At 70.0% G+C, this 25,823-nt stretch carries 23 protein-coding genes; 13 read left to right on the top strand and 10 right to left on the bottom strand.

The annotated features are described in order from the left end of the window. Positions 1–1,311: an ABC transporter substrate-binding protein gene (locus U3653_RS25605; RefSeq protein WP_195082570.1), complete on the bottom strand. Its 1,311-nt coding sequence runs from the start codon at positions 1,309–1,311 to the stop codon at positions 1–3. Positions 1,312–1,514: 203 nt separating this feature from the next. Between U3653_RS25605 and U3653_RS25600 the strand changes: the two genes are divergently transcribed. The 4 genes from U3653_RS25600 to U3653_RS25585 all read left to right on the top strand — a co-directional run bounded on the left by U3653_RS25600 (position 1,515) and on the right by U3653_RS25585 (position 6,361). Next, positions 1,515–3,773, top strand: coding sequence for a carbon starvation CstA family protein (locus U3653_RS25600; RefSeq protein WP_195082569.1), 2,259 nt, complete (start codon positions 1,515–1,517; stop codon positions 3,771–3,773). 62 nt (positions 3,774–3,835) lie between these two features. Then, on the top strand, positions 3,836–4,030 hold the full coding sequence (locus U3653_RS25595) for a YbdD/YjiX family protein (protein ID WP_323124607.1): 195 nt from the start codon (positions 3,836–3,838) through the stop codon (positions 4,028–4,030). Positions 4,031–4,202: 172 nt separating this feature from the next. Next, on the top strand, positions 4,203–5,822 hold the full coding sequence (locus U3653_RS25590; RefSeq protein ID WP_397071367.1) for a DNA-3-methyladenine glycosylase 2 family protein: 1,620 nt from the start codon (positions 4,203–4,205) through the stop codon (positions 5,820–5,822). Further along, complete coding sequence (locus U3653_RS25585) at positions 5,819–6,361, top strand: methylated-DNA--[protein]-cysteine S-methyltransferase (RefSeq protein WP_195082566.1); 543 nt, start codon at positions 5,819–5,821, stop codon at positions 6,359–6,361. The genes U3653_RS25590 and U3653_RS25585 overlap by 4 nt, the downstream gene beginning before the upstream one ends. Positions 6,362–6,389: 28 nt before the next feature. Here U3653_RS25585 and U3653_RS25580 read toward each other — a convergent pair whose 3' ends face one another. Beyond that, positions 6,390–9,638 (bottom strand): AAA family ATPase, encoded by a 3,249-nt coding sequence (locus U3653_RS25580; RefSeq protein ID WP_195082565.1) that lies wholly within the window; start codon positions 9,636–9,638, stop codon positions 6,390–6,392. 34 nt (positions 9,639–9,672) lie between these two features. Beyond that, a complete protein-coding gene (locus U3653_RS25575) occupies positions 9,673–10,845 on the bottom strand; it encodes an exonuclease SbcCD subunit D (protein WP_195082564.1) in 1,173 nt (390 codons plus the stop codon). A 307-nt stretch (positions 10,846–11,152) separates the two neighbouring features. Between U3653_RS25575 and U3653_RS25570 the strand changes: the two genes are divergently transcribed. Together U3653_RS25570 and U3653_RS25565 are read left to right on the top strand one after the other, a co-directional pair. Beyond that, the gene (locus U3653_RS25570) at positions 11,153–12,298 is read left to right on the top strand and encodes a DNA recombination protein RmuC (protein WP_195082563.1); all 1,146 of its coding nucleotides are present in this window, start codon (positions 11,153–11,155) and stop codon (positions 12,296–12,298) included. 59 nt (positions 12,299–12,357) lie between these two features. Then, positions 12,358–13,218, top strand: coding sequence for a DUF6542 domain-containing protein (locus U3653_RS25565; protein ID WP_195082562.1), 861 nt, complete (start codon positions 12,358–12,360; stop codon positions 13,216–13,218). A 32-nt stretch (positions 13,219–13,250) separates the two neighbouring features. On the opposite strand, the gene U3653_RS25560 is transcribed toward U3653_RS25565, so the two are convergent. Beyond that, entirely contained in the window at positions 13,251–14,261 is a 1,011-nt protein-coding gene (locus U3653_RS25560) for a 4-hydroxy-3-methylbut-2-enyl diphosphate reductase (protein WP_195082561.1), read from the bottom strand. Between the two features lie 284 nt (positions 14,262–14,545). Here U3653_RS25560 and U3653_RS25555 point away from each other — a divergent pair, with 284 nt between their 5' ends. The 4 genes from U3653_RS25555 to U3653_RS25540 are packed head-to-tail and all read left to right on the top strand — an operon-like array spanning position 14,546 to position 17,139. Then, a complete protein-coding gene (locus U3653_RS25555) occupies positions 14,546–15,211 on the top strand; it encodes a lipid droplet-associated protein (RefSeq protein WP_195082560.1) in 666 nt (221 codons plus the stop codon). Continuing rightward, the gene (gene xseA / locus U3653_RS25550) at positions 15,208–16,530 is read left to right on the top strand and encodes an exodeoxyribonuclease VII large subunit (RefSeq protein WP_195082559.1); all 1,323 of its coding nucleotides are present in this window, start codon (positions 15,208–15,210) and stop codon (positions 16,528–16,530) included. The genes U3653_RS25555 and xseA overlap by 4 nt, the downstream gene beginning before the upstream one ends. Position 16,531: 1 nt before the next feature. After that, positions 16,532–16,798, top strand: a complete 267-nt coding sequence (locus tag U3653_RS25545; RefSeq protein ID WP_195082558.1) for an exodeoxyribonuclease VII small subunit — start codon at positions 16,532–16,534, stop codon at positions 16,796–16,798. Then, a complete protein-coding gene (locus tag U3653_RS25540) occupies positions 16,795–17,139 on the top strand; it encodes a VOC family protein (RefSeq protein ID WP_195082557.1) in 345 nt (114 codons plus the stop codon). Before U3653_RS25545 ends, U3653_RS25540 begins: the two co-directional genes overlap by 4 nt. A gap of 16 nt (positions 17,140–17,155) precedes the next feature. Here the strand turns inward: U3653_RS25540 and U3653_RS25535 are convergent, their stop codons facing one another. Together U3653_RS25535 and U3653_RS25530 are read right to left on the bottom strand one after the other, a co-directional pair. Beyond that, positions 17,156–17,647 carry a GNAT family N-acetyltransferase gene (locus tag U3653_RS25535; RefSeq protein ID WP_323124596.1) on the bottom strand — a complete coding sequence of 164 codons (492 nt, stop codon included), beginning with the start codon at positions 17,645–17,647 and terminating at the stop codon, positions 17,156–17,158. 188 nt (positions 17,648–17,835) lie between these two features. Continuing rightward, positions 17,836–18,402 carry a DUF4245 domain-containing protein gene (locus U3653_RS25530; RefSeq protein WP_195082555.1) on the bottom strand — a complete coding sequence of 189 codons (567 nt, stop codon included), beginning with the start codon at positions 18,400–18,402 and terminating at the stop codon, positions 17,836–17,838. A 130-nt stretch (positions 18,403–18,532) separates the two neighbouring features. Between U3653_RS25530 and glpX the strand changes: the two genes are divergently transcribed. Both glpX and U3653_RS25520 read left to right on the top strand, forming a co-directional pair. Next, positions 18,533–19,576: a class II fructose-bisphosphatase gene (glpX, locus tag U3653_RS25525; protein ID WP_067809270.1), complete on the top strand. Its 1,044-nt coding sequence runs from the start codon at positions 18,533–18,535 to the stop codon at positions 19,574–19,576. A gap of 646 nt (positions 19,577–20,222) precedes the next feature. Beyond that, the gene (locus U3653_RS25520; RefSeq protein WP_195082554.1) at positions 20,223–21,626 is read left to right on the top strand and encodes a class II fumarate hydratase; all 1,404 of its coding nucleotides are present in this window, start codon (positions 20,223–20,225) and stop codon (positions 21,624–21,626) included. A 63-nt stretch (positions 21,627–21,689) separates the two neighbouring features. Here U3653_RS25520 and U3653_RS25515 read toward each other — a convergent pair whose 3' ends face one another. The 4 genes from U3653_RS25515 to U3653_RS25500 all read right to left on the bottom strand — a co-directional run bounded on the left by U3653_RS25515 (position 21,690) and on the right by U3653_RS25500 (position 25,460). After that, on the bottom strand, positions 21,690–22,547 hold the full coding sequence (locus U3653_RS25515; protein WP_195082553.1) for an acyl-ACP desaturase: 858 nt from the start codon (positions 22,545–22,547) through the stop codon (positions 21,690–21,692). A 101-nt stretch (positions 22,548–22,648) separates the two neighbouring features. Further along, positions 22,649–23,251: an LGFP repeat-containing protein gene (locus U3653_RS25510; RefSeq protein WP_195082552.1), complete on the bottom strand. Its 603-nt coding sequence runs from the start codon at positions 23,249–23,251 to the stop codon at positions 22,649–22,651. Positions 23,252–23,439: 188 nt separating this feature from the next. Continuing rightward, a complete protein-coding gene (phoH2, locus tag U3653_RS25505; RefSeq protein WP_195082551.1) occupies positions 23,440–24,825 on the bottom strand; it encodes an RNA 5'-3' helicase PhoH2 in 1,386 nt (461 codons plus the stop codon). Between the two features lie 266 nt (positions 24,826–25,091). Beyond that, positions 25,092–25,460, bottom strand: coding sequence for a DUF488 domain-containing protein (locus U3653_RS25500; RefSeq protein WP_195082550.1), 369 nt, complete (start codon positions 25,458–25,460; stop codon positions 25,092–25,094). A gap of 86 nt (positions 25,461–25,546) precedes the next feature. Here U3653_RS25500 and U3653_RS25495 point away from each other — a divergent pair, with 86 nt between their 5' ends. Continuing rightward, positions 25,547–25,819, top strand: a complete 273-nt coding sequence (locus U3653_RS25495; protein WP_039800723.1) for a hypothetical protein — start codon at positions 25,547–25,549, stop codon at positions 25,817–25,819. The last annotated feature ends 4 nt before the right edge of the window (positions 25,820–25,823 follow it).

Here is a 25,823-nt window from a genome sequence, read left to right as displayed (position 1 = left end):
TCATGGCGTCTCCAGCAGCGCGTCGACGTCGGAGGCGAAACGCCCGTCCAAGGACGCGGCGGTGGCGGCGCCGCGAAGCACTCGGTTGGAACCGCGTTCGAGCAGGGCGGAGACCTTTCCCCAAGCCGGGGTGACCGGCAACGGACGGGAATTGGCCGGACCGGAGGTGAACACCTCGAGATTGCGGATCTCGCGGTGCGCGGCGGCGAAACCTGGGGAGTTCATCGCGGACTGCAGCACCGGGACGAACAGCCCGGACGCGGCGATGATCGCCTGCCCCACTGGTCCGGTCGCGAATTTGACGAACTCCCAAGCCTGTTCGACGCGCGGGCTGTCCGCGGCGATGGCCAGCCCGGTACTGCCGACATCGGTGATGGCGCCTGGACCGCCGTGCGGGCCGACCGGCAGCACCGTGACGTCGATCGGGAGATCGGCGTGCCCGGCGAACTCCGAATACAACCAGTGCCCGCCCAGCGCCATTGCCGCCCGGCCGCGCCGGAACAGGTCGGGGGCCGAGACGGAGATCGTGTCGGCGGCCTTCGGCGCCACGCGATGGCGTACGGCGAGGTCGGCGTAGAACTGGAAGCCTTCGGCGAACCGAGGATCGCCCAGATTGGTCCTGGTCGGGTTCACCGAGGGCGAGAACCATTCGGCGCCGTTGTTCATGCCGAAACAGGCCGCTGAGAAGTACGGCACCCAGGCGTCCGCGAAGCCCCATCGGGTCCGAGCCGAGTCGTGCCTGGTCAACGCCTCGGCCGCGGCCAGGAACTCGTCGAACGACCAGGCGTCGCGCCAGCGCGCGGGCGCGGTGATCCCGGCTTCGTCGAACAGTGCCCGGTTGTAGTACAGGAACACTCCTGACCACTGCTCTGGCAGGGCGTACTGCCCGCCCGCGTACGTGAAGGTGTCGTACAGCGCCGGGTAGCTGTCGGCGCGCAGTTCGGCGGCGTATCGCGGATCGCGGGCGAGCAGCGTGTTCAGATCCAGCAGCACGCCGCGCTCGGCCAGCCCCGCGTAGGTCAGTTCCCACGCCATCAGCACGTCCGGGCATTTGCCGCCCGCGCAGTAGGTGAGCATCTGCTGCAGCGGGTCAGGCCCCGACATGATGGTGCGAATCCTGATGTCGGGGCGGCGCTTCCGGAACTCGTCGATGATCTTCAGCCGCACCCGCGCCTCTTCCGGCCTGGCCTGGAAGAAGAAGGTCAGCGCGTCGTCATCGGAGCCGCAGCCGCCGCAGGCCAGCAGCGGCGCGGCCAGCGCCGAGCCGAGCAGCGTCCGGCGACGGAGCCGGGCGACGGGATTCGCACGCAACACAGCCCTCCTCCGGGGCGGATGTGGAGCTCATCGAACCGCATGGCAGCATACGTTCGGCAATCAGGTGGTGACGGCCGACACATGAACAATATTTCACGGTGCTCGTCCGGCGTCCGGAATCGGCACGACGGCGATCGCCGATCGGTTACGTTGTCACGTGTTTGAGCAAGATCCTGCGCGTTTTACAGGAGAGTAGGCAGATGGCGACAATCGAATATCTGCGGACCGATCCCGATCTGCCGCCCGTCGGCGTGGTCGACAAGTCCCCGATCACACCGGCCAAGAAATTGATCTTCGCGGGGATCGCCGTTCTCGGCGCCATAGCGTGGGCGGTGCTCGCCATCTCGCGCGGCGAATCGGTGAACGCGGTGTGGATCGTGATCGCGGCGGTGTGCACCTACATCATCGCGTATCGGTTCTACGCCAGGTTCATCGAACGCAAGATCGTCAAACCGCGCGACGACCTGGCCACGCCCGCCGAAATCCTGGAGAACGGCAAGGACTACATGCCGATGGACCGGCGGGTGCTCTACGGGCACCACTTCGCCGCCATCGCGGGCGCGGGTCCGCTGGTCGGTCCGGTGCTGGCCGCGCAGATGGGCTACCTGCCGGGGACCATCTGGATCGTGGTCGGCGTGGCGCTGGCCGGCGCCGTGCAGGACTACCTGGTGCTGTGGGTCTCGATGAAGCGGCGCGGGCGCAGCCTGGGTCAGATGGCCCGCGACGAGCTGGGCGTGATCGGCGGCTGGTCGGCCATCGTCGGCGTGCTGGTGATCATGATGATCCTGCTCGCGGTGCTCGCGCTGGTGGTCGTCAACGCGCTCGCGCACAGCCCGTGGGGCGTCTTCTCGATCGGCATGACCATTCCGATCGCCCTGTTCATGGGTGTGTACCTGCGGTTCCTGCGGCCGGGCAAGGTCGGCGAGGTCTCCGTGATCGGGTTCGCCCTGCTGCTGCTGTCCATCGTGGGCGGCGGCTGGGTGTCGGAAACCGAGTGGGGCGCGGACTGGTTCACGCTCTCGCCGGTGACCATCTCCTGGCTGCTGATCGCCTACGGTTTCGTCGCCTCGGTGCTTCCGGTGTGGCTGCTGCTGGCCCCGCGCGACTACCTGTCGACGTTCATGAAGGTCGGCACGATCGTGCTGCTCGCGGTCGGCATCCTGGTCACGCTGCCGGTGCTGCACGCGCCCGCCGTCTCGTCTTTCGCCTCCAGCGGCACGGGGCCGGCCTTCGCGGGTTCGCTGTTCCCGTTCCTGTTCATCACCATCGCTTGCGGCGCGCTGAGCGGCTTCCACGCGCTGGTCTCCTCCGGCACCACCCCGAAGTTGCTGGAGAAGGAATCCCACGCGCGGATGATCGGCTACGGCGGCATGCTGATGGAGTCGTTCGTCGCGGTCATGGCGATCATCACCGCTTCGATCATCGACCAGCACCTGTACTTCGCGATGAACGCGCCGCTCGGTCTCACCGGCGGCACCGCGGAGAAGGCCGCGGCCTACACCAACGGCCTCGGACTCAGCGGTCCTGCGATCACCCCGGCGGAACTGAGCCAGGCCGCGAGCGATGTGGGCGAGTCATCGATCATCTCCCGCACGGGCGGCGCGCCGACGCTGGCGATCGGCATCTCCGAGGTGTTCCACCAGTTCCTGGGCGGCGCGAGCATGAAGTCGTTCTGGTACCACTTCGCGATCATGTTCGAGGCGCTGTTCATCCTCACCACGATCGACGCGGGCACCCGGGTGGCGCGGTTCATGCTCTCCGACGCGCTGGGCAACTTCGGCGGTGCGGCGCGGAAGTTCCGTGATCCGTCCTGGCGGGTTGGCGCGTGGCTGTGCTCGGCCGTCGTGGTCGGCGCGTGGGGCTCGATCCTGCTGATGGGCGTCACCGATCCGCTGGGCGGCATCAACACGCTGTTCCCGCTGTTCGGCATCGCCAACCAGCTGCTCGCGGCCATCGCGTTGACCGTGGTGCTGGTGATCGTGGTGAAGAAGGGCCTCGCGAAATGGGCTTGGATTCCGGCGATCCCGCTGGTCTGGGATCTGCTGGTGACCATGACCGCCTCCTGGCAGAAGATCTTCTCCGCCGACCCGAAGCTGGGCTACTGGAAGCAGCACAGCATCTGCCAGGCCGCGCAGGACGCCGGGAAGCTGTGCCTGACGGCGAAGACCCAGGACGATATGAACGCGATCGTGCGTAACACTTTCATCCAGGGCACGCTGTCGATCGTGTTCGCGGTGCTGGTGCTGATCGTGGCGGTGGTCGGCGCGCTGGTGGCCTTCCGCGCCTGGCGCTCCGGGGAGACGACGACCACCGAGACGCCGGAGGAGCCGTCGAAGATCTTCGCGCCCAGCGGGTTCGTCGCCACCGCCGCGGAGAAGGAAGTCCAGAAGCAGTGGGACGAGTTGATCGCGGCCGGGAAGGTGCGCCCCTCCGGCGCGGCCCACGTCCACGCGCAATGAGCGACTCCGCGCAGCCGGGTGCCGATCGGTCCGCGCGACCGGTCGGCGCGCGGCTGCGCGCCGTGGCCCGCGCCTGCGGCGGCGGTGTCCGCGCGGGCCTCTGGTGGTTCAACTCGATCCTGGGCGGACAGGACTACCAGCGCTACGTCGAGCACCTGCGGCGCAGGCATCCCGGCCGCGCCATCCCGACCGAGCGGGAGTACTGGCGGCAGCGGCATGCCGAGGCGGATCGCAATCCGGCCAACCGGTGCTGCTGAGCGAAAGAATTCTCGGCGCGCGTCGCCGCAGGCCGATTTGGTAGTTGCCACAGCCGCTGCCCGGGCAGCGGCTGTGCGATGTCATACCCGTCGTGCGAGGTCGCGACCACCACCAGCAGTGGTGGCCGATTCCCGCTAGCGCGGGTTCGCCGCAGCTGCCATTGTGGTGGGCGTGACGATCACGGCATTGGATTTCGAACGTTGCTACCGGGCGGTGTCGACCCGGGACTCGCGATTCGACGGGCAATTCTTCACCGCGGTGCGCACCACTGGAATCTATTGCCGCCCTTCGTGTCCGGCGATCACGCCGAAGCGTGCCAACGTGTCGTTCCTGCCGACCGCCGCCGCGGCGCAGCAGGCGGGCTACCGCGCCTGCCGCCGCTGCCTGCCCGACGCCGCGCCCGGCTCGCCGCTGTGGAACACGAGGGCGGATCTGGCCGCGCGGGCGATGCGGCTGATCGGTGACGGCGTGGTCGAGCGGGCCGGCGTCCCGGGGTTGGCCGCCACCCTGGGCTACTCCCAGCGCCAGCTCACCCGGGTGCTGACCACCGAACTGGGCGCTGGACCGCTGGCGCTGGCCAGGGCGCATCGGGCGCACACGGCGCGGCTGCTGATCCAGACCACCGCGATGCCCATGTCCGATATCGCGTTCGCGGCCGGTTTCGCCTCGATCCGCCAGTTCAACGACACGGTGCGTGAGGTGTTCGCGGTCAGCCCCACCACCATGCGCCTCGAAGCGCAGCGCGCGAAGACCGGCGCGCCCGCGCGTTCGGCGCCGCTCGGCAGCGGATCGCTCACCCTGCGGCTGCCCTACCGGGAGCCGCTCGACCGGGCTTGGCTGGAATGGTTCCTGTCCGCGCATGTAGTGGCGGGCATGGAGCTGTGGGAGGACCGCACCTACACCAGGAACTTGCGCACTCCGCACGGGCACGCCACCGCCCGGCTCAGCTTCCAGCGCGACCATGTGCGGGCGGAACTGTCCCTGCACGACATGCGCGACCTCGCGCCGACGGTGACCAGGCTGCGGCACCTGCTCGACCTGGATGCCGACCCCGTCGGGATCGATGAAGCGCTCGGCGTCGGGTCCGCGGCGCCCGGCTCCGTGCTACGGCCGCCGGAACAGGCCGCCGAGTATCTGCCCGACGCGGGAGCGGGGTCGCCGGCCGAGCCCGAAGCGGTGCCCGAGCTGGAGCCGCTCGACGCGGATCGCCCGTCGTTCACCCCCGGTATCCGCGTGCCCGGGTCCGTGGACGGCGCCGAACTGCTGCTGCGCACCATGATCGGGCAGCAGATCTCGGTGTCGGCCGCGGCCACGCACACCGCTCGGCTGGTCGAGGCGCTCGGGGAACGGGTTGACGGACCGATCCCGCTGCTGTTCCCCTCCCCGGAGGTGATCGCCGAGCGTGGCGCCGAGGTCTTGACCGGGCCGGCGCGGCGCATCCGTTCCATCATCGCGGCGGCCGAGGCGCTCGCCTCCGGCGAGCTGGCGCTGCACCAGGGGCGCACCGCCGCCGATCTGCGCCGCGATCTGCTCGCGCTGGACGGCGTCGGGCCGTGGACGGCCGACTACGTCACCATGCGCCTGCTCGCCGATCCGGACGTCCTGCTCAGCACGGATCTGGTCGTCCGCCGCGGCGCGAGCCTGCTCGGCATCGATCCGGCCGATACCGCGCGCTGGGCTCCGTGGCGGTCATACCTGTCCATGCACTTGTGGAAAGCGGCGCTGACCAGCCGCATCACCCCTTCCGACAGCCCAGCGCTCACTACCACGAAAGGCAGTGTCCAATCATGAACGCCAGCATCGCCGTCCGCACCGAGGTCGGCGGCACCCGGACCGCCACAGCGGATTACGCCGTCAGCGAGACACCGCTCGGCCCGTTCACCACCCTCGTCGACTCCGACGGCGCGGTACTGGCCTCCGGTTGGACATCCGACGCGGAGAACCTGCGCGGTTTGATCCACCCCACCCTGCGGCCCGCCGGACTGCGACAGCGGGATGCCTTGGGCGAGGTGACCGCCGCCGTCACCGCCTACCACGAAGGCGATCTCACCGCGATCGACCCGATTCCGGTTCGCCAGCACTCCGGTGAATTCCTCCTGCACGCCTGGGAAGTACTGCGCGCCGTCCCGGCGGGCGGCCCGCTGACCTACACCGAATTCGCCGCCCGCGCCGGCCGCCCCGACGCCACTCGCGCCGCGGCCAACGCCTGCGCCCGCAACGCCGCCGCCCTCTTCGTGCCCTGCCACCGCATCCTCCGCATCGGCGGCGCACTCGGCGGCTTCCGCTGGGGGCTGCCGGTGAAACGGTGGCTGCTCGACCACGAGAGGTGAGCGGAGAAGGCCGCTTGGCGAAACGCGCTCAGGCGATGGTGGCTCGAAGGTGGGAGCCGTCGCGGCCGCGCACGACGTGCAGGCGGCTGGGGATGCGCTGGCGCATCTCGTCCACGTGGCTGACCACGCCGACCACCCGTCCGCCGGTGCGGAGTTCGTCGAGGACGCCCATCACGGCGTCCAGGGTGTCGGCGTCCAGGCCGCCGAATCCTTCGTCGATGAACAGGGTGTCGAGCACCAGACCACCGGATTCGGCGGCGACGGTGTCGGCGAGCCCGAGTGCCAGCGAAAGGGAGGCCATGAAGGTCTCGCCGCCCGACAGCGTCTTGGCCGGGCGGATGGCTCCGGTGTAATCGTCACGGATGTCCAGGCCCAGCCCGCCTCGGCGACCGCGCGGCCCTGCCTTGTCCGAGTGGACGAATTCGTAACGGCCGCCGGACATCCGGCGCAGCCGCAGCGATCCCGCCTGGGCGACTTCTTCCAGGCGAGCGGCCAGGACGTAGGAGTGCAGGGACATGCGGCGGTTGTTCGCACCGCGCCCGGCGACCAGGTCGGCGAGGCCGTCGAGTTCTTCGAACGCTCGTTGCGCCGGTGCGATCCGGTCCACGGCAGCCCAGAGCTGACCGCCCAGCTCCTCGAGCTGGCCTGCTCGCCTGCTCGCCTCGGCATGAGCGGCCACCGCCGTGTTGAGCGCGGTCTGCGCGGCCGTCACCAGCGCGTCGAGCTCGGCCTCATCGCCGGGCTCGCGCTCCGACGCCGCTCGGATCTCCGGTTCGGCCAGCACCGCTTCGGCGGCGGCGCGGGCGCGGTCGGCGGCCACGAGTTCCGCTTCGATCTCGGCCTGCCGCCGGGAGTCGCGCGACGCGGCGTTGACGACTTTCGCGTAGGCGGTCAAGCGTGCGACATCGTCTGCCACCGTGGCGCGAGCGCCGGTGTCGAGCTGCGCCGGTTCCGCCCCGCCGCCGGGAGCCGGAGCGGAGGCGGTCTCGCCGGATTCCGTCGGCTGAGCCGAACCGTCCCTGGACGGAGCCGGACTTTCCCCGGATGAAGCCGAACCTTCCCCGGACCGAGCCGCATTCTCGGTGGCGGCAGACGCGGACCCGAGAACCGACACCGGACCGCCGTACTCACCCTCAGGCACGAAACCCGCTGCGCGCGCCAGATTCTCAACCCGATCGGCGATCAGGGACACCTGTTCACGCGCTGCCATCGCCTCGGCGCGGGCATCGCGCAGCGCGGTCGCCTCGGCGACGAGAGCCACGAGCCTGGCGCGGCGGCGGTCGATGGTCTGGTCGGCGCCTGCGGCGCCGCGCAGCCGGTCGGTGAGTTCGGCGAGACGCTTCTCGGCGGAGGCGGCGGTGGCCGCGACCGCGCTGCGGCGCGCCTCGGATGCGCGCAGCTCGTCGTGCAGGCGCGCCTCGTCGCCGCGCAGGCGTGTGAGTTCGGCTTCCAGCCCGTCGGCGTTGGCGGCCAGCTCCGAGGTGTCCTCGTAGCGGAGGGTCGCGGCGCGCAGAGCCGCGGCGAGTTCGACCCGGTCGGTGTCGCCGCCGCGAGCGACCAGCGCTTCGATCTCGCGCTCCAGGCCGGTGATGCGGGCCAGCGCACGGTCGCGGGTGTCCTCCGCGGCGCGCTCGGCCGCCGCCGCGGTCTCCTCCTCATCCTTGGACACCGCGTCGTCGGTCGGCTGGGCCGGTGCGGGATGCCGCACCGAACCGCAGACCGCGCACGGACTTCCGTCGACCAGCTCGCCTGCCAGTTCGGCGGCCATTCCGCTCAGCCTGCGCTCACGCAGATCAAGCACCAGCTCCTTGGCGTCGAGGTGCGCGGCGCGGGCGGCGTCGAGCTCGACGCGGGCGTGGTCGAGCGCGGTGCGCCGCGCCGCCAGCTCGACCGCGGCCGCGGCGGCGGCCTGCAATCGCTCGGTCTCCGCGGTGATGCCGGGCAGGGCGGCGACCGCTTCGGTGGCCTCGCGCAGCCTGGCCTCGGCCGCGGTGAGCGCGGCGGGCAGTTGGTCGCGTCGCGCGGTGAGTTCGGTGACGCGCCAGGCCAGCGTCGCGTCCTCGGCGCGCAGAGCGTCGAGTTCACCGCCGAGTTCGGTGGCGGTGGCGGCGTCGGCTTGCACTTCGTCCAGTGCGCCGATCTGCGCGCTCCATCGCTGGACCGCGGCGTCGATGTCGGCGTCGTCGCGAATCCGGCTGCCGTCGACCAGTTCCGTTCCGCCGAGTTCGGCGCTGGCCGGTTCCAGCAAGCGGTCCGCCAGCCGCTGCGCCGCCGAGTCCTTTTCGCTGTCGCGCCTGCGCTGGTTCTGCACCGCCGAACGCGCTTCGACGATGGCGGCGGCGACCGGCTCGGCTCGGCGAGCGAGGTCGAGTTCGGCTTGCAATGCCGCGCGTCGATCGGCCCCGGCGGCGTACTCGTCGAGTTGCGCGCGGGCCGCGCTCATGCGGCGGCGCAATTCGTGCAGCCGACGCTGCTGTTCTGCCTGCTCCCGGACCCGGGCCGATTCCGCTTGGCAACGTTCGACTTCCGCAACGGCGGCGGTCAGATCGGCACGCGCGGTGGCCAGCAGATCCTGCGACCATCCGACGCACTCGGCCGTACCGACCGAATCCGTCACTCCCGCGGCCATGCCCACCTGTGTGATCAGCCGCTTGATACCGTCGGTGCGAGCATCCAGATCCGCTTCGGCGGCGCGGCGTTTGTCGGCGAGCCACTGCTCCGCCGTGCCGAAACGCCTGGTGTCGAAGAGTTTTTCGAGCAGTTTCTCGCGGTCTTCGTTGTCCGCTCGCAGGAAACGGGCGAAATCGCCCTGGGGCAGCAGCACCACCTGGAAGAACTGGTCGGCGCTCATCCCGAGCAGGCGCAGCACCTCCTCGCCGATATCCGGTATCCGGGACAGGTTCTCGCCTCTGCCGTCCAGCCAGGTCAGGGTCGCCTTCGGGTTGATGGTGCGCATACCGGTGCCGTCGCGCTTGGGGCGCTGGAACTCGGGGCTCCTGGTCAGGCGCAGCCGCCGCCCGCCCAAGGTGGCCTCCAGCACCACCTGTGGCGGCGTCTGCTCCGGCGCGTGATCGGAGTGCAGCCGCTTGCTCTCCCCGCGCGCGCCGGGAACCCGGCCGTAGAGCGCGAACGCGATGGCGTCCAGCACCGTGGTCTTGCCCGCGCCGGTCTGGCCGTGCAGCAGGAACAACCCGTCGGCGCCGAGCGCGTCGAAATCGACGACCGTGGTGGCGGCGAACGGGCCGAAAGCGGTCATCTCCAGCTTGTGCAGCCTCATGCCGCCGCGCCCACGCCCGGCCTCGGCGACGTGCTCATGCGGTCAGTTCCTCGGCGGCGGCTACGGCCACCTGCTCCGGTTCCGCCACGGCGGCCGACAGCGCCCGCTCCAGCCAGGCCATCTCGCTCGGGCTCGGTGCGCCGCGGACGTCGGTGAGGAAGCTGTGGGCTACTTCGATGTCGCGGCGGCCGTGCACCCGCTCACGGTAGCGCAGTTCCGGGCTGCCCTCGGGCCGCGCCCATTCGACGTGCACCGCGTACGGGAACCGCTCGCGCAGTTTGCGCATGGCGTCGACCGGGCGCGCGACGTCGGTGAGCACGGCGGACACATAGTGCTGTTCGGCCGCGCCGAATTCCGCGCCGCTCAGCAGTTCGTCCAGCGTGCCGGTCAGCTTGCTCAGGCCCCGGACGGTCGGCAGGTCCCTGCGGCGCACGGCATGCAGGCCGGAAGCGTCCAAGTCGACGATCCATACCGCTTTGCGATGCGCGCTCTCGCCGAACGAGTACGGCAGCGGCGAGCCGGAGTAACGCACCGCGTCCGTGAGAGTCTGGGGTGAGTGCAGGTGACCGAGGGCCACGTAATCGATGCCGTCGAAAGCGGCGAGCGGCACCGTCTCCACGCCGCCGACCGAGATGGAGCGCTCCGATCCGGTGGCTTCCCCGCCGACCACGAAGGCGTGCGCCAGCACGACCGTTCGCACCCCCGGCCGCCGCGCGATGTCGGCACGCACCCGGGCCATGGCCGCGTCCAGGATCTCGGCGTGCGAGCGTGCCTGCGGCACTTCCAGTTCGGCGCGGGTGATCTCCGGTTCCAAGTACGGGATGCCGTAGAACGCCACCGGCCCGTGCTCGTCCTCCAGCAGCACGGGCCGGTCGGCGTCGGCCACGGTGGTGCGCAGATGCAGCCCGCCCGCCGCGGCGAAGCTCGCGCCCGCACCCAGCCGGGCGGGCGAATCGTGGTTGCCCGAGGTGGCGACGATCCGGGCCCCCGCGGCGCGGATCGCCTCGAATCCCCGGTTGCACACCGCGATCGCGTCGGCGCTGGGGATCGACCGGTCGTATACGTCACCCGGCAGCACCACCACGTCGACCGATTCCTCGGCCACCAACTCCGCGACGGCGGTCAGTGAACGAGCCTGGTCGGCAAGCAGATCGACCCCGTGGAACGTGCGACCGATGTGCCAGTCCGAGGTGTGCAGCATCCGCATGCCGCGAAACCGTAGGGCACGGCACCGACAGACTTCAATCGACCCGCCCGTTGTGCCGGGTTCGCCAGGCCAGGGCCCGGCGTGTCCACCGGCCCGGCGAGTCGGCCGGTCGCCGATCACCGACAGACCGAAACCTCACGCACCTCTTGCCCTCCCGAATCCCACGACGTGGACGACACCGGATGCCAGAACCCGAACAGCTATGCGGAGTCCGCGGCAATGCGCTGGCCGAGCCCCATTTCCGGCACGATGCCGGACAGTTGCCAGATGCGCGTTCTTGTCGGTGTCCTACGGCACTATCAGCGCCATGACCGCACCCGTGCTCGTCGCCCTGCTCTTGGTGTTCGCCGCCGGTTTCGGCCTCGGCTGGCTCGGCCGCGCCGCGCGAACCGGGCATCGCGCTGCGGCGGCCGAGGCGCGGCTGGCGGCGGTCGCGGACAACGAACGACTGTTGCGGCAGTCGCTCACCGCGGCCAACGAGGATGCCGCGCGGAGGCATTCGCACGCCGTCGGCGCGCTGGTGGAACCGCTGCGCGCGGCGGTCGGGGCGCTCGACGAGCACATCCAGCAGGTCGAGCGGCAACGGCTCTCCGCGTATTCCAGCCTGCGCGAGCAGGTCGCGAGCATGCAGCGCACCTCGCACCAGCTCACCGGGCAGACCGGTCAGCTGGTCGCGGCGCTGCGCGCCCCTCAGGTACGCGGCCGATGGGGCGAGATCCAGCTGGAGCGGGTGGTCGAGCTGGCCGGGATGACCAGGCACTGCGATTTCCGGACCCAGGTGAGCCGCACCGGTCGCGGCGCGGACGACCGCACGGTGCGACCCGATCTGGTGGTGCGCCTGGCGGGCGGCAGGCACATCGTGGTGGACGCGAAGGTGCCGTTCGCCGCCTATCTGGACGCCTGCGGCACCGACGACCCCGACGTGCGCGCCGATCTGCTCGCCAGGCACGCCAAACATCTGCGCGCGCATGTCGACCAGCTGTCGGACAAGGCGTACTGGGCCGCCTTCGACCCGGCGCCGGAATTCGTGGTGTTGTTCGTGCCCGGCGATCCGTTCCTGGACGCCGCCCTGACCACCGACTCCGAGCTGCTGGAGTACTCGTTCGGCCGCGATGTGATCCTCGCTACTCCCACCACCTTGATCGCGTTGCTGCGCACCATCGCCTTCGGCTGGCGGCAGGAGGCGCTGTCCAAGGACATGGCCACCGTCCAGCGTCTCGGCCGCGAGCTGTATCAACGTCTCGGCACCACGGGAAGACACCTGGATCGGCTGGGGGCGCAACTCGGCAGAGCCGTAGAGGCTTTCAACGACACGGTGGCCTCGGTGGAGTCGCGGGTGATGGTCACCGCGCGCAAACTGCACGAGCTGGAGATAGCCGAACAGGGAGTGCCCGAGATCGGACGCGTGGATTCCCGGCCGCGCGCGGTGAGCTTCGCCGACGCGGGCGAGTAACCGGGGAGTATGGCCGTGCCGCCACGCCGCCGGGAGCGGCGGCAACTAGTGTGCATATCGTGGCTGCTTCCGAACGTGTGCGATCCCGGGTGCCCGCGCCGCAACGCTCGATCCTGCCGTCGGTGCCGGGGATCCCGGTCGGCGCGGCGATCCTGATCGCGGTTGCCTGCACGTTTCTGGGATTTCTGATCGATGCCAGCGGCGGCGGCGCCGAGCTGACCGGCACGTTCGCCGCGCTGTACGTCGTGGGCTGTGTCGCGGCCGTCGCCGCCGTTCGCTACCGGGGCTTGTTCAGCACGATGGTGCTGCCGCCGCTGCTGCTGTTCGTCGCCGTGCCGCTGGCCTACCAGCAACTCACCGGCCGTGGCGCCACCTCGATGAAGGACATCCTGCTGAACCTGGCGATTCCGCTGGTGAACCGGTTCCCCACGATGATGCTGGCCACGGTGGTCGTGCTGCTGATCGGTGGCGCACGGATCTATCTGCACCGCAAGGAGGAGGGAGCCGACCAGCCGTCGTCGTCACGCAAGCGCGACAGCTGGGGCAAGTCACCGGGGAAGCAGAGCAAGCCCGGCCGTTCGTCCCGCGGGTCCGCGGAGCTGGCGCGCCGCAAAACCCGCCGCCCGAAGGGCGAGCCCGCCGAGCCGGAATCGGCCGACGCGGACCAGCCCGCCGCGCGGCCGGCCCGCCGACCGGCGGCGCAGGTCGCCGACACCCCGCCGCGTGTCGCCCCCTCCCGTCCGCGCGAAGGACGGGCTCCCGCCCGTGGCGCCACTCGCCCGACCGCCGCCATGCCGCGGCCGGAAGGCGAACCACCGCGCGGCGCGGGCCGCCGCCGCGACATGCCGCCGCACCCTCAGCCCAACGTCCGCTACCGCGAATCGGGCCGCCCGGAACGGCGCAGGCCGGAGAATCTGTAGCCGCCCCGCACCATCGGCGTGGGGCCGGGGCCTCAGCGCCTGGCGTCGCGCAGTTCGCGCGGAAGGGCGAAGACGAGGGTCTCGTTGGCCGTGGTGACCGGCTGGACATCGCCGTAGCCGTACTCGGCCAGCCGGTCCAGCACGCCGCGGACCAGGATCTCGGGCACCGAGGCGCCGGAGGTGATGCCGATCGTGCCGACGCCGTCGAGCCAGGCCGGGTCGATCTCGCGAGCGAAGTCGACCAGGTACGCGGCCTTGGCGCCCGCACCGAGCGCGACCTCCACCAGGCGCACCGAGTTCGACGAGTTGCGCGATCCGACCACGATCACCAGATCGCATTCCGGCGCCATCGCCTTCACCGCGACCTGGCGGTTCTGCGTGGCGTAACAGATGTCGTCGCTCGGCGGGTCCTGCAGGGCGGGGAAGCGCTCACGCAGCCGCTGCACCGTCTCCATCGTCTCGTCCACGCTCAACGTGGTCTGCGAGAGCCAGATCACCTTCGACTCGTCGCGCACGCTGACCTGGTCCACCGCGCCGGGCCCGTCGACCAGCTGGACGTGCTCGGGCGCCTCGCCCGCGGTGCCCTCGACCTCCTCGTGGCCCTCGTGACCGATCAGCAGGATGTCGTAGTCGTCGCGGGCGAACCGCTTCGCCTCTTGGTGCACCTTGGTCACCAGCGGGCAGGTGGCATCGATGGTGTGCAGGCCGCGCTCGGCGGCCGACGCGTGCACAGCGGGGGACACGCCGTGCGCGGAGAACACGACGACCGCGCCCTCGGGCACTTGGTCGGTCTCGTCGACGAAGATCACGCCGCGCTCGCGCAGCGTCTCCACGACGTGCCGGTTGTGCACGATCTCCTTGCGCACGTAGATGGGCGCACCGTGCTTCTCCAGCGCCTTCTCGACGGTTTCGACCGCCCGGTCGACGCCGGCGCAGTACCCGCGCGGCTCCGCGAGCAACACGCGTTTTCCGCCGTCGGCGACGGCGCTTCCCGCACCTGCCGATCGGGCGATTCCGACGTTCAAGGGAATGGCCGAAGACATGCCCACAGGATACGTGCGGCCCGGGTTCGCGCCACGTGCGGGAGTTGCCCGTCACACCGGGGCAGCGCAGGCGCCGAGCGGCGGGAAGACGGGCGCGGCTCGCGCCGACGACCGGGTGTCGCGATTGTCTCGGACACTTAAAGCCGGGACCTGGGTCTATTCTCCGCACTATGAGCACACCGCCACGCGATTCCCGCCGATCGGCGGTGCGCCGCGGCCGGCGGACGACCGGACGACGCGCGCCACTTCTTTGCATAACACACCATTTCGGGCAGGCTAGGACCATGTTTCGACCACCCTTTCTGGCCCGGGTCGCCGCAGGCGCGGCCGTATACGCCCTCGAGGAATCCCGTCGGCTACCAACGGCGGCAATGAATTTGCCGATCACGGCCATCAGTCAGGTACTGCAGACGACGATGCACGTCCAGCAGTTCGTCACCAGTCTGGCCCTGAAGGGCGACGCGGTTTTCGACCGTTTGTCCAACCGCCCGGTCGACCAGCCGGAGTGGGCCACCTTCGACGAGGACCTCGCCGACGACCCGAACCCCGGCACGTCGCGCACCAGCCGCTTCGATCTCTACACCGCCGATGATCCCGAGCCGTTCCGAGCGCCCGACCCCTTCGCCGCCGACGACACCGGCTCGACCAACGGTCATGTCGCCTCGGTGACGCCGATCGGCGAGCCACCGGCCGAGGACCCGGACGACGACCCGGCGCCGACTGACTCGGACACCGATCCCGATCCCGCCGAAACGACCGCGATCGTCGAACCGGAAGTCGCCGCCCGCTACGACTACGCCAACATGACCCTGGCCCAGCTGCGCGCCCGCCTGCGCCTGCTGACGCTCGACGACCTCACCGCGCTGCTGGAGTACGAGCAGCACACCCGTGCCAGGGCGCCGTTCGTGACCATGCTCACGAACCGGATCGCCACTGTGCAGGCCCAGTGACCGAACCACGGACACCCTCCTCGCCGACGGCTGGCCGGGACACCTCCGGCCAACCCGCCGCCGCACCGGCCAACTCCGCCGAGCACCCCTGGCCGGTGCGTTCGGTCTCCATCAAGGTCGCCCAGTGGATCGACCGGCTCGGCAGCATCTGGGTGGAAGGTCAGATCACCCAGATCAACCTCCGGCCCGGCACCCGCACCGCGTTCCTGGTGCTGCGCGACCCGTCCGCCGACATGTCGCTGTCGGTGACCTGCGATCCCGACCTCATCCGCAAATCGCCCGTCCCCTTGCAAGAGGGCAGCCGGGTGGTCGTCTACGGCAAGCTGTCCTTCTTCACCGGACGCGGCACGATCTCGCTGCGCGTGCTCGAGATCCGGCCCGTCGGTATCGGTGAACTGCTGGCCCGCATCGAACGACTGAAGGCGCTGCTGGACGCCGAAGGCCTGTTCGATCCCCGGCTCAAGCGCCCGATCCCCTTCCTCCCCGGAACCATCGGCCTGATCACCGGCCGCGCGAGCGCCGCGGAGCGCGATGTGCTGAGCGTCGCTCGCAATCGCTGGCCCGCGGTGCGTTTCGAGATCCGCAACACGGCCGTGCAGGGACCGACCGCGGTCTCGCAGATGCTCACCGCGCTGGCCGAACTCGATCGGCATCCGGACGTCGAGGTGATCGTGCTCGCGCGCGGCGGCGGCAGCGTGGAAGACCTGCTGCCGTTCTCCGACGAGGCGCTGTGCCGCGCCATCGTCGCCGCGACCACGCCGATCGTCAGCGCGATCGGCCACGAGCCGGACAATCCACTCAGCGACCTCGTCGCGGACCTGCGTGCGGCAACGCCGACCGACGCCGCCAAACGCATCGTCCCCGACGCCGCCGCCGAACTGGCTTGCATTCGTGAACTGCGCGAACGCACCGCCGCCGCCCTGCGGGGCTGGGTGGACCGCGAGACCAAGGCGCTCGCCCAACTGCGTTCGCGGCCCGTACTGGCCGACCCGCTGCGCGAGATCGAGCGCCGCCGAGAAGAGATAGAACGCCAGCGCACGGCGGCGCGCCGCTGCGCCGAGCAGTTCATCCGGACCGAAGCCACGACAACCCGGCATCTGCGCGAGAAACTCACCGCCGTCGGCCCGGCCGCCACGCTGGCCCGTGGCTACGCTGTCGTGCAGCGCGTCACCGGTAAGGAGCGCGAGGTGGTGCGTTCGATCGAGGACGCGCCCGCGGGCAGCCAGTTGCGCATCCGGGTCGCCGACGGGGCCGTCACAGCCGCCGCGCTCGGCGCCCAGGCCCTCGGGGCTAAGAACACCGACACAGGGAGGAACTGACTTGGCCGAGTCCGGCAAGTCCACCGAAACCGGCGCCGACCCGGCCGACGACGCCGCCGAGATCGCCGGTTTCGGCTACGAACGCGCGCGCGACGAACTGGTCAACGTCGTCAAGATCCTCGAGCAAGGCGGCCTGGACCTGGACGAATCCCTCGCCCTCTGGGAACGCGGCGAGGCGCTGGCCAATCGCTGTGAAGAACACCTGGCCGGCGCGCGCAAACGCGTCGAGGACGCGCTGCACCGCACCGACCTGGAGAAGCAGGAATGACCATCCGCCGCGCCACGCCCGACATCCGCACCACCGACCTGGCCGCCAGCCGCGATTTCTACCGGCTGCTCGGCTTCCAGGAGGCGATGGACCTCGGCTGGGTCATGACGATGGCCTCGCCGTCCAACCCGACCGCCCAGGTCCTGCTCGTCGGCCCGGACGCCGAGCAGCTCCAGCCGGATATGAGCGTGGAGGTGGACGACGTCGACGCCGTGCACGCGGCGGTGACCGCCGCCGGCGCCGAGGTCGTCTACCCCTTGCGCGACGAGCCGTGGGGGGTACGCCGCTTCTTCGTCCGCGACCCGAGCGGGACCGTCGTCAACGTGGTGAGCCACCGCTGACGACGGCCCGGCTGCGTCAGCGCGACGAGGCTCGGAACCGGGCGACGCCGTCCGCGCTGCTCACCCGCTCGAAACCGGCTTTCTCCAGCACCCGCGCCGACGACGGGTTCGACAGCTCCACCTCGGCGCGCACCGCGCGAACGCCCGCCGCGGTGAACGCGTGCGCAGTCAGCGCGACGGTGGCCTCGGTCGCGTAACCGCGACCCCGCCGCGAGGCGACGATGCCGTACCCGATCTCCAGCTCCCCGTCGGCGGGCGGCCAGAACAGCCCGATCGAGCCGACGACCAGCCCGCTCGAGCGCTCGACGACGAGCCGGTGCCCGAACGGCCCGAGCCAGTCCGGATGCGCCGCGAGCAGGCCCGCGATGACGCGATCGCCGTCGGCCGGGAAATCCGCCGCCCACTCGGCGTCACGGCGGTCGTCGAGCACTGCGGCCGCCGCACCGGCGGTCCACGACCGCAGGATCAGCCGGTCGGTGCGCAGATCGGGGGAATGGGAAACAGACACGTGACACTCCTGGTCATCGAAGAGACCGGTCCGCGTCTGCGGGAGATCAGTGGCGCGCGAACCGGCGAAGGGCATGCGAAATAGGGCTGAGCGCAGCCATATTCATCGACCTCCGAAGACCGGTTCGGCACGTGTCTCGTACCGCGGCGAAACCTAACGGACGCGCGCCGCCGAAGACAAGCGAATTCTCAGGGCTTCAGGGGTTGCGCCGCCGCGATCGCCTGGGCGAGCGTGGTGAACGCCGCGTGGTCGCCCGCGCCGGTGATCAGCACCCGCGACTGGCCGAGGTCGGTGATCCACGCGGTCTCCGAGCCCTGCTCGGCGTAGACGATCCACTTCCGGTCGCCGACCTGCTCGGTGCCGCTGGCGTACCGGGACCCGAGCACGAACCTGGCCAGCGCCTCCTCGGTGGCGTTGCTCTGGGTGAAGCGCATGTAGGTGCCCTGCGGCGTGATGTAGCCGACCGTGCTGACCGGCCCGCCGCCGTTGCCGCCGATGGATTCGCGGCTGCCGGAGTTCGGCGTCCAGTCCGCGGGCAGGTCGGGGTTGCGGATCGGGAACGGCAGCGAACGAGCGTCGGCGGTGAGCGCAGCGCGCGCGTCGAAATGCGGGATCTGACCCTGCGTCGGACCGTTCGCGGCGAAACTGCACTGGCTGGCCAGCCCGGCGAACACCAGCGCGATCAGGACCAACGGGATCAGCGACCAGAACAGATCCCGGTAGTCGTTCAAGATGCGCGGCTTTTGGTACGACACGCTCCCAGTATCCACTCGCGCGGCGACGCCGCCGCCCGCACCCCGGACACCACGAGCAGGGGTGTACGCCCGTGCCACATCGAATGAGACAATTGACCGGTACGTACCGACGCACAGGAGGCACCCCGCAATGACGGCAACTTCCCCCACACCTAGCCGCCGCGAGGCGCCCGACCGCAACCTCGCACTCGAGCTGGTCCGCGTGACCGAGGCAGGGGCGATGGCCGCGGGCCGGTGGGTCGGACGCGGCGACAAGGAAGGGGGCGACGGCGCCGCCGTCGACGCCATGCGGCAGCTGGTCAGCTCGGTGTCCATGCGCGGCATCGTCGTCATCGGCGAGGGCGAGAAGGACGAAGCGCCCATGCTGTACAACGGCGAGGCCGTCGGCGACGGCACCGGCCCGGAAGTCGACTTCGCGGTCGACCCGATCGACGGCACCACGCTGATGTCCAAGGGCGTGCCCGGCGCGATCTCGGTGCTCGCCGTCGCCGAGCGCGGCGCCATGTTCGACCCGTCCGCGGTGTTCTACATGCACAAGATCGCCGTCGGCCCCGACGCCGCCGACGTGATCGATATCTCCGCCCCGATCGCGGAGAACATCAGCCGGGTCGCCAAGGCCAAGAACTCCGCGAAGTCCGACCTGACCGTCTGCATCCTGGACCGCCCCCGGCACGCCGAGCTGATCCAGCAGGTGCGTGACGCGGGCGCGCGCATCCGCCTGATCTCCGACGGCGACGTCGCAGGCGCGATCGCCGCGGCCCGCCCCGACTCCGGCACCGACATCCTGGTCGGCATCGGCGGCACCCCCGAGGGCATCATCGCCGCCGCCGCGATGCGCTGTATGGGCGGTGAGCTCCAGGGCATGCTCGCGCCGAAGGACGACGAGGAACGGCAGAAGGCCATCGACGCGGGCCACGACCTCGACCGCGTCCTGACCACCGAAGACCTGGTCTCCGGTGAGAACGTCTTCTTCTGCGCCACCGGCGTGACCGACGGCGACCTGCTGCGCGGCGTGCGCTACTACGGCGGCGGCGCGTCCACCCAGTCGATCGTGATGCGCTCGAAGTCCGGCACGGTCCGCATGATCGACGCCTACCACCGCCTGACCAAGCTGCGCGAATACTCCTCGGTCGATTTCATCGGCGACGAACACGCGGTCCCGCCGCTGCCGTAATTTTTTTCCAGCGCCTGCGACGCTGGGTGTTCGCGGCCCCCTCGTGGCTTACGTTTGCGCAACCACCGCTGGCGACTTCGTCGCGAACGCGGCGGCCGCGCAAACGCGAGCCGGGCCGCGAACGGCGGATGCTCGGTCTCGCTTCGCTCGGAACCGGGAGTGGGGGTCGGTGGTTCCGCAGGGGGCAAACCGCCGCACCCGATGTGCGCCGTTCATGGTGCCTCGGTCGCTTTCCACCCACGGCGATCGAATAGGCGGGATTGCCGCCGCACGTCGGCGGCCAGGGTGCGTGACGCTCGCTGATTTCGATTCGGCCGGTACCTCGAGCCGAGGCTCAACGCTCGCGCAGGGCAGGCCGCGGCACCCAGGAAACCTTTTTCCACACCGCTCGATCACGGCCACGTGTCGCGCGGCCGTCGATCTGTTGTCTCGGTCGCGACGATTCATGCGGCAGCGCGCCACCGGGGACAGTGAGAGTGAGAGAGCGCGGAGGGAACCTGGGTCGAGGCGGGCGCGGCTTCGGCGCACCCGGGCGCGGGCGCTCGAGAGAACGGTTCGTATTCCCGGGCGAAGGCCCGCCGAGGTGTGCGAATGACCTCAGGCGTGCCTGCCCCACGGGCCGCTGTCGCGGCATAGGGTCGGGATCATGAGCGAGCAGACGCAGTACCGCATCGAGCACGACACCATGGGCGAGGTCCGGGTTCCGGTGGACGCTTTGTGGCGGGCGCAGACCCAGCGCGCCGTGGAGAACTTCCCGATCAGCGGACGCGGCTTGGAGCGGGCGCAGATTCGCGCGCTCGGCCTGCTCAAGGCCGCGTGTGCGACGGTGAACCGCGACCTGGGGCTGCTCGATCCCGTGAAGGCCGACGCCATCATCGCCGCGGCGAACGAGATCGCGCGCGGCGAACACGACGATCAGTTCCCGATCGACGTCTTCCAGACCGGTTCCGGCACCAGCTCGAACATGAACGCCAACGAGGTGATCGCCTCGCTGGCCAAGGCCAACGGCGTCACCGTCCACCCGAACGACGACGTGAACATGTCCCAGTCGTCCAACGACACCTTCCCCACCGCAACGCATCTCGCGGCCACCGAAGCGGTCATCACCGATCTGGTCCCCGCGCTGGAGCATCTGCGGCTGGCGCTGCTGGACAAGTCGACGGAATGGCGCACCGTGGTGAAGTCCGGTCGCACCCACCTCATGGACGCCGTCCCGGTGACGCTCGGGCAGGAGTTCGGCGGCTACACCCGGCAGGTCGCCGCGGGCATCGACCGCATCATGGCGACGCTGCCGCGGCTCGGCGAGCTGCCCATCGGCGGCACGGCGGTCGGCACCGGGTTGAACGCGCCCGACGGCTTCGGCGCGAAGGTGGTCGCCGAACTGGTGCGGGCCACCGGCATCGACGCGCTGCGCGAGGCCGAGGACCACTTCGAGGCGCAGGCCGCGCGCGACGGCCTGGTGGAGGCGTCCGGCGCGCTGCGCACCATCGCGGTGAGCCTGACCAAGATCGCCAACGACATCCGCTGGATGGGCTCGGGCCCGCTCACCGGCCTGGCCGAGATCCAGCTGCCGGACCTGCAGCCGGGCAGCTCGATCATGCCCGGCAAGGTGAACCCGGTGCTGCCGGAGGCGGTGACCCAGGTCGGCGCGCAGGTGATCGGCAACGACGCCGCGGTGGCGTTCGCGGGCGCGAACGGCGCTTTCGAGCTGAACGTGTACATCCCGGTGATGGCGCGCAACCTGCTGGAGTCGATCCGTCTGCTGGCCAACGTCTCCCGGCTGTTCGCCGACAAGTGCGTGCGCGGCTTGGTCGCCAATGTCGAGCACTTGCGCACCCTCGCCGAGTCCTCCCCTTCCATCGTGACGCCGCTGAACTCGGCGATCGGCTACGAGGAGGCGGCGGCCGTCGCGAAGGAAGCGCTGAAGGAGAAGAAGACCATCCGCCAGACGGTCATCGACCGCGGCCTGCTCGACGAGAAGCTGACCGAGGACGAGCTCGACCGCCGCCTCGACGTGCTGGCCATGGCGAAGGTGAAGAAGCGGGACTGACCGGCGAAACGAACGCCACCCCGGTAGCCGAGGTGGCGTTCGATCGCTGTGCCGGGCCGCGGTTCAGTCGCGCAGGTGCGCGAGTTCCTCGCGCGCCGACTCCCCGTCCGGGCCGAAATCGGTGCGGCCGAAAATGTTCCACCGCTTCAGCAGCGGGGCGAACACCAGTTCGCCCTCCTTGGCCCGGTCGTAGATGCCCGCCTCGGCGAGCACCACGTCGCTGCTGCGGCCGTCCGGCAGCGTCACCGTCGGGACCTCGAAGCCGGCGACCCGGTCGGCGATGGCCCGCACGGTCTGGTCCGGCGCCAGATCCAGCGCGGCGGCCACCAGGTCGGCGAAGAACACCGACTGCAGTTCATCGTCCAGCGCAATGCGCTCGGCGATGGCTGTGACCAGTGGGTTCTCCCCGAGCGCCGCGGTGTTGCGATGCCGGACCGCGCTGGCGGCCTCCTCGAACGCGCAGTTGGCCAGTACATCGAGCAAGTGCATCGCAGGGCGGCGGAAGCCCTTGGTCATGTGCTCCATGCGCAGCCGCTCCAGCTCCACCGGATCGACGGACCTGGTCACCATGAGGTAGTTGCGGATGGTGATCTCGTGGCGGTTCTCCTCGGCCGTCCAGCGGCCGACCCAGCGCCACCACGCGCCGGTGCGCAGGTACTTGCCGATCTCGCGGTGATACGAGGGCAAGTTGTCGGCGATCAGCACCGAGACGGTCAACGCCAGTTTGGCGGTCTCGCTGAGTTCGGACTGCTCAGGCGCCCAGTCGGCGCCGCCGAGGAAGGCGAAGTTGCGCCCGTCGTCCCACGGCACGAAGTCGTGCGGCTGCCACCCGTCGGCGACATCCACGTGCTTACGCAGCAGCAGTTCTACGTCCACCGCGAGCGATTCGAGCAATTCGCGATCGGTCAGGAGAGTTTGCACCGAGATAACCTAGCGGCTTGGCCCGCGGAGCGGGGACGGATGGATGGGATTCACAGGCAACCGAGACCGCGCCGCGATCCCGGACGCCGAATATCTGGCTCCTATTTCGGCGTGACGGTGATAGTACCGTTCACCCACGTGATGGTGCCGCCGGAGAAGTCGCTCTGCTTGCCGCCGGGGATGTCCTTCTCGTCGCTGACCGGGTACCCCAGCTGCCCCTGCGCGCCGCCGTTGTCTTCCCACGCCTTGCGGATCTCGCCCCAGACGACGTGCGGTTCGCCGTCCTTGGCCTCGTAGATGGTGCCGCCGGCGAAGTCCTGGTACTCCCCGTCGTCGGGGCCCTGCTCCTCGGCCTGCAGCGGAAGGCCGAGCGTGCCCGTCGGTCCCCCGAGCTGTTCGTACTTCTTGTAGATGTCGCCGTCGACGCTGATCTCGCCACCGGGCGTGGCGATCTTGGTCCCCTCGGCGGCTGCCGCGCCGGAGGTCTTGGTCGCGCTCCCCTCGGTGTGCGTGGCGCTCCCCTCGGCGTGCGTGGTGGTCGCGGCGCCGGGGCTCATCATCGAGGTGACCATGCCGGTCATACTGGCCATACCGGTCTTGGCGCTGTCGCCTTTGTCGTCATTGTCGCCGCAGGCGGCCAAGACCAGTCCTGCCGCGGCGAGCACTGCGGTGAATCCAGCCGTTCGTCGAGCGAAGTGGTGCATGTCCATCCTCTCGCTGGGGGCTGCGGGCGCACCACGACTCCATGACGACGCCGCGCGCAGCCTCGGCCGATTGTCAGGCAATGACCCGGTGACCGACGAGCGGCCACCGGGTCATACTCAACTGCTATCGCGGCGGGTGATACCCACCGGACCTGCGGTGAAACCCGCCGCTGAACGGCGTCGCGAACTCAGGCGTTGGGGCCGTACTCCTCCAGCATCTCGGTGACCAGCGCCGCGATCGGCGAGCGCTCGCTACGGGTCAGCGTGATGTGCGCGAAGAGCGGATGACCTTTGAGTTTCTCGACCACCGCCGCGACCCCGTCGTGCCTGCCGACGCGCAGGTTGTCGCGCTGGGCCACGTCGTGGGTGAGCACCACCCGCGAGCCGGTTCCCAGCCTGCTGAGCACCGTGAGCAGCACGTTCCGCTCCAGCGACTGTGCTTCGTCCACGATGACGAAGGAGTCGTGCAGCGACCGCCCGCGAATGTGGGTCAGCGGCAACACCTCCAGCATGTCGCGGCTGAGCACCTCTTCCATCACCTCACGGCTGGCCAGCCCGTCGAGCGTGTCGAAGACCGCCTGCGCCCACGGGCCCATCTTCTCGCTCTCGGTGCCGGGCAGATAGCCCAGCTCCTGGCCGCCCACCGCGTAGAGCGGACGGAAGACCACCACCTTGCGTTGCGCGCGCCGTTCCAGCACCGCCTCCAGGCCCGCGGTCAACGCGAGCGCCGACTTGCCGGTACCGGCCCGGCCGCCGAGGGAGACGATGCCGACGCTCTCGTCCAGCAGCAGGTCGAGCGCGATGCGCTGCTCGGCGGAACGGCCGTGCAGACCGAACGCCTCGCGCTCGCGCACCAGCTGCACCCGCTTGTCCGGCGTCACGCGCCCCAGCGCGCTGGAGCTGACGCCGAGCAGCCGAACACCGGTGTGGCAGGGCAGCTCTCGCGCTTCGTCCAAGTCGATCACCGACTCGGCGTAGAGCTGATCGATGCGCGCGGTGCTGACATCGAGTTCCACCATGCCGGACCAGCCCGAGGTCACCACGTCCTGGGCGTGATACTCGTCGGCGTGCAAGCCCACCGCGCTGGCCTTGACCCGCAGCGGAATGTCCTTGGACACCAACACCACTTCGCGGCCCTCGGCCGCGAGGTTGAGCGCACAGGCCAGGATCCGGGAGTCGTTGGTGTCGGTGCGGAAGCCGACCGGAAGGACCGCGGGATCGGTGTGGTTCAGTTCCACCTGCAACGTTCCGCCCTCGGTGCCGATCGGCACCTGCTGATCCAGCCTGCCGTGCTGCAGGCGCAGATCGTCGAGGTTGCGCAGAGCTTCTCGCGCGAACCAGCCCAGCTCGTGATGGTGCCGTTTGGCTTCGAGTTCACTGATGACCACCAGGGGTAACACCACGTCGTGTTCGCCGAACCGCGTGAAGGACCAGGGATCCGACAGCAGGACGGACGTATCGATGACGAAGGTTTTGCCGAGTAATTGCGAGGGGCGGGCCCCCTTCGCGGCGGCTCCGCCTTTCGCGGAGCTGGAGTTCGCCGAGGGAGCGGAAACGGAGCGTGCAGCAGTCACGGTGGGCTCCTCTGTGTTCGTGCGGTACTCGCACGAACGATCTCGCTGGACCGGTCCGTCCTGATGGACCCGACGTTGCCGTCAGATGCCACGAGGGCCGGGCGCCGGCCCCCTCGTACTGAGTAGCTCAGTCACGGTCAGGACCTCCCGTACGAGCCACACCGCCGCGGCCCGCACACCCGACGCTACCTCCGATCACGGTGTCCGCGCTCAGGGACCGCGAGGCGTGTCCGTGAATTTGTGGTAAACCCGCACGTCACACGGGTTCACCGGAGCACGTCGAGCAATACCGGAACATGGCTGTGCGCCGGATCCTGTACGGCCGTGAGCAATGTGACCGGACCTTCGGCGGCCAGGGCGCGCAAATCCCGCAAATCTTGCTGAACCTCCGGCGCGGCGAGTTCGGCGCGGTATCGGTCGGCGAATTCCGGGCCGCGCGCGTCGCGATCGGCGTGGAACCAGCGCCGCAATTCGGTGGTCGGAGTGATCGCCTTGGGCCAGCGATCGACCCGCGCTTGCGCTTTGGTGATGCCCCTCGGCCAGAGCCGGTCGACCAGCACCCGGGTGCCGTCGTCGGGGTCGGAGTCGTCGTAGACGCGCTTGATCCGGAAGCCGGGTCCAGGTTGCGGTGTCATAGCAGTCATCGCAGCACGGCGTGCGGGCCGCGACGGACTTCGCCACGCGGTCGCTGTCGCCCGATTCGACGGATAGAGTCGCTGGTATGTCCGGTAACGAGGATTTGGAGAAGCTGTCGTCGAAGGAGCTGCACGACCGGGCGATGAAGCTCGCCGTGCGGCGTGGGGATGTGAAGTTCCTGTGGCGGCTGCTCACGTCGATCCCGGCCGCGGAGGCCGCCGCGGGCAACGTCGGCGAAAGCGAGGCGGACATCAAGTACGTGCTGCCCATGCTCGACGACTACGTCCACGCGGGTGACGGCGCGGTCGCCGAGGTGTTGCGCCCGGTGTATCTGGACTACCTGGCCCAGCACTCCTGAGGCC

The sequence above is a fragment of the Nocardia implantans genome (assembly GCF_035544775.1).
Taxonomy (GTDB): Bacteria; Actinomycetota; Actinomycetes; order Mycobacteriales; family Mycobacteriaceae; genus Nocardia; species Nocardia implantans.
The sequence above is the reverse complement of the archived record's forward strand: the minus strand, read 5'-3'. Positions and strand labels throughout refer to the sequence as shown.

What these genes read in the sequence shown, in the direction of transcription:
- U3653_RS25600 (WP_195082569.1), top strand. Translation starts at nt 1,515, where the DNA reads ATGGCGACAATCGAATATCTGCGGACCGATCCCGATCTGCCGCCCGTC.
- U3653_RS25570 (WP_195082563.1), top strand. Translation starts at nt 11,153, where the DNA reads ATGACCGCACCCGTGCTCGTCGCCCTGCTCTTGGTGTTCGCCGCCGGT.
- U3653_RS25510 (WP_195082552.1), bottom strand. Translation starts at nt 23,251, where the DNA reads ATGCACCACTTCGCTCGACGAACGGCTGGATTCACCGCAGTGCTCGCC.
- U3653_RS25575 (WP_195082564.1), bottom strand. Translation starts at nt 10,845, where the DNA reads ATGCGGATGCTGCACACCTCGGACTGGCACATCGGTCGCACGTTCCAC.
- glpX (WP_067809270.1), top strand. Translation starts at nt 18,533, where the DNA reads ATGACGGCAACTTCCCCCACACCTAGCCGCCGCGAGGCGCCCGACCGC.
- U3653_RS25585 (WP_195082566.1), top strand. Translation starts at nt 5,819, where the DNA reads ATGAACGCCAGCATCGCCGTCCGCACCGAGGTCGGCGGCACCCGGACC.
- U3653_RS25500 (WP_195082550.1), bottom strand. Translation starts at nt 25,460, where the DNA reads ATGACACCGCAACCTGGACCCGGCTTCCGGATCAAGCGCGTCTACGAC.
- U3653_RS25555 (WP_195082560.1), top strand. Translation starts at nt 14,546, where the DNA reads ATGTTTCGACCACCCTTTCTGGCCCGGGTCGCCGCAGGCGCGGCCGTA.
- U3653_RS25580 (WP_195082565.1), bottom strand. Translation starts at nt 9,638, where the DNA reads ATGAGGCTGCACAAGCTGGAGATGACCGCTTTCGGCCCGTTCGCCGCC.
- U3653_RS25520 (WP_195082554.1), top strand. Translation starts at nt 20,223, where the DNA reads ATGAGCGAGCAGACGCAGTACCGCATCGAGCACGACACCATGGGCGAG.
- U3653_RS25560 (WP_195082561.1), bottom strand. Translation starts at nt 14,261, where the DNA reads ATGTCTTCGGCCATTCCCTTGAACGTCGGAATCGCCCGATCGGCAGGT.
- U3653_RS25495 (WP_039800723.1), top strand. Translation starts at nt 25,547, where the DNA reads ATGTCCGGTAACGAGGATTTGGAGAAGCTGTCGTCGAAGGAGCTGCAC.
- U3653_RS25540 (WP_195082557.1), top strand. Translation starts at nt 16,795, where the DNA reads ATGACCATCCGCCGCGCCACGCCCGACATCCGCACCACCGACCTGGCC.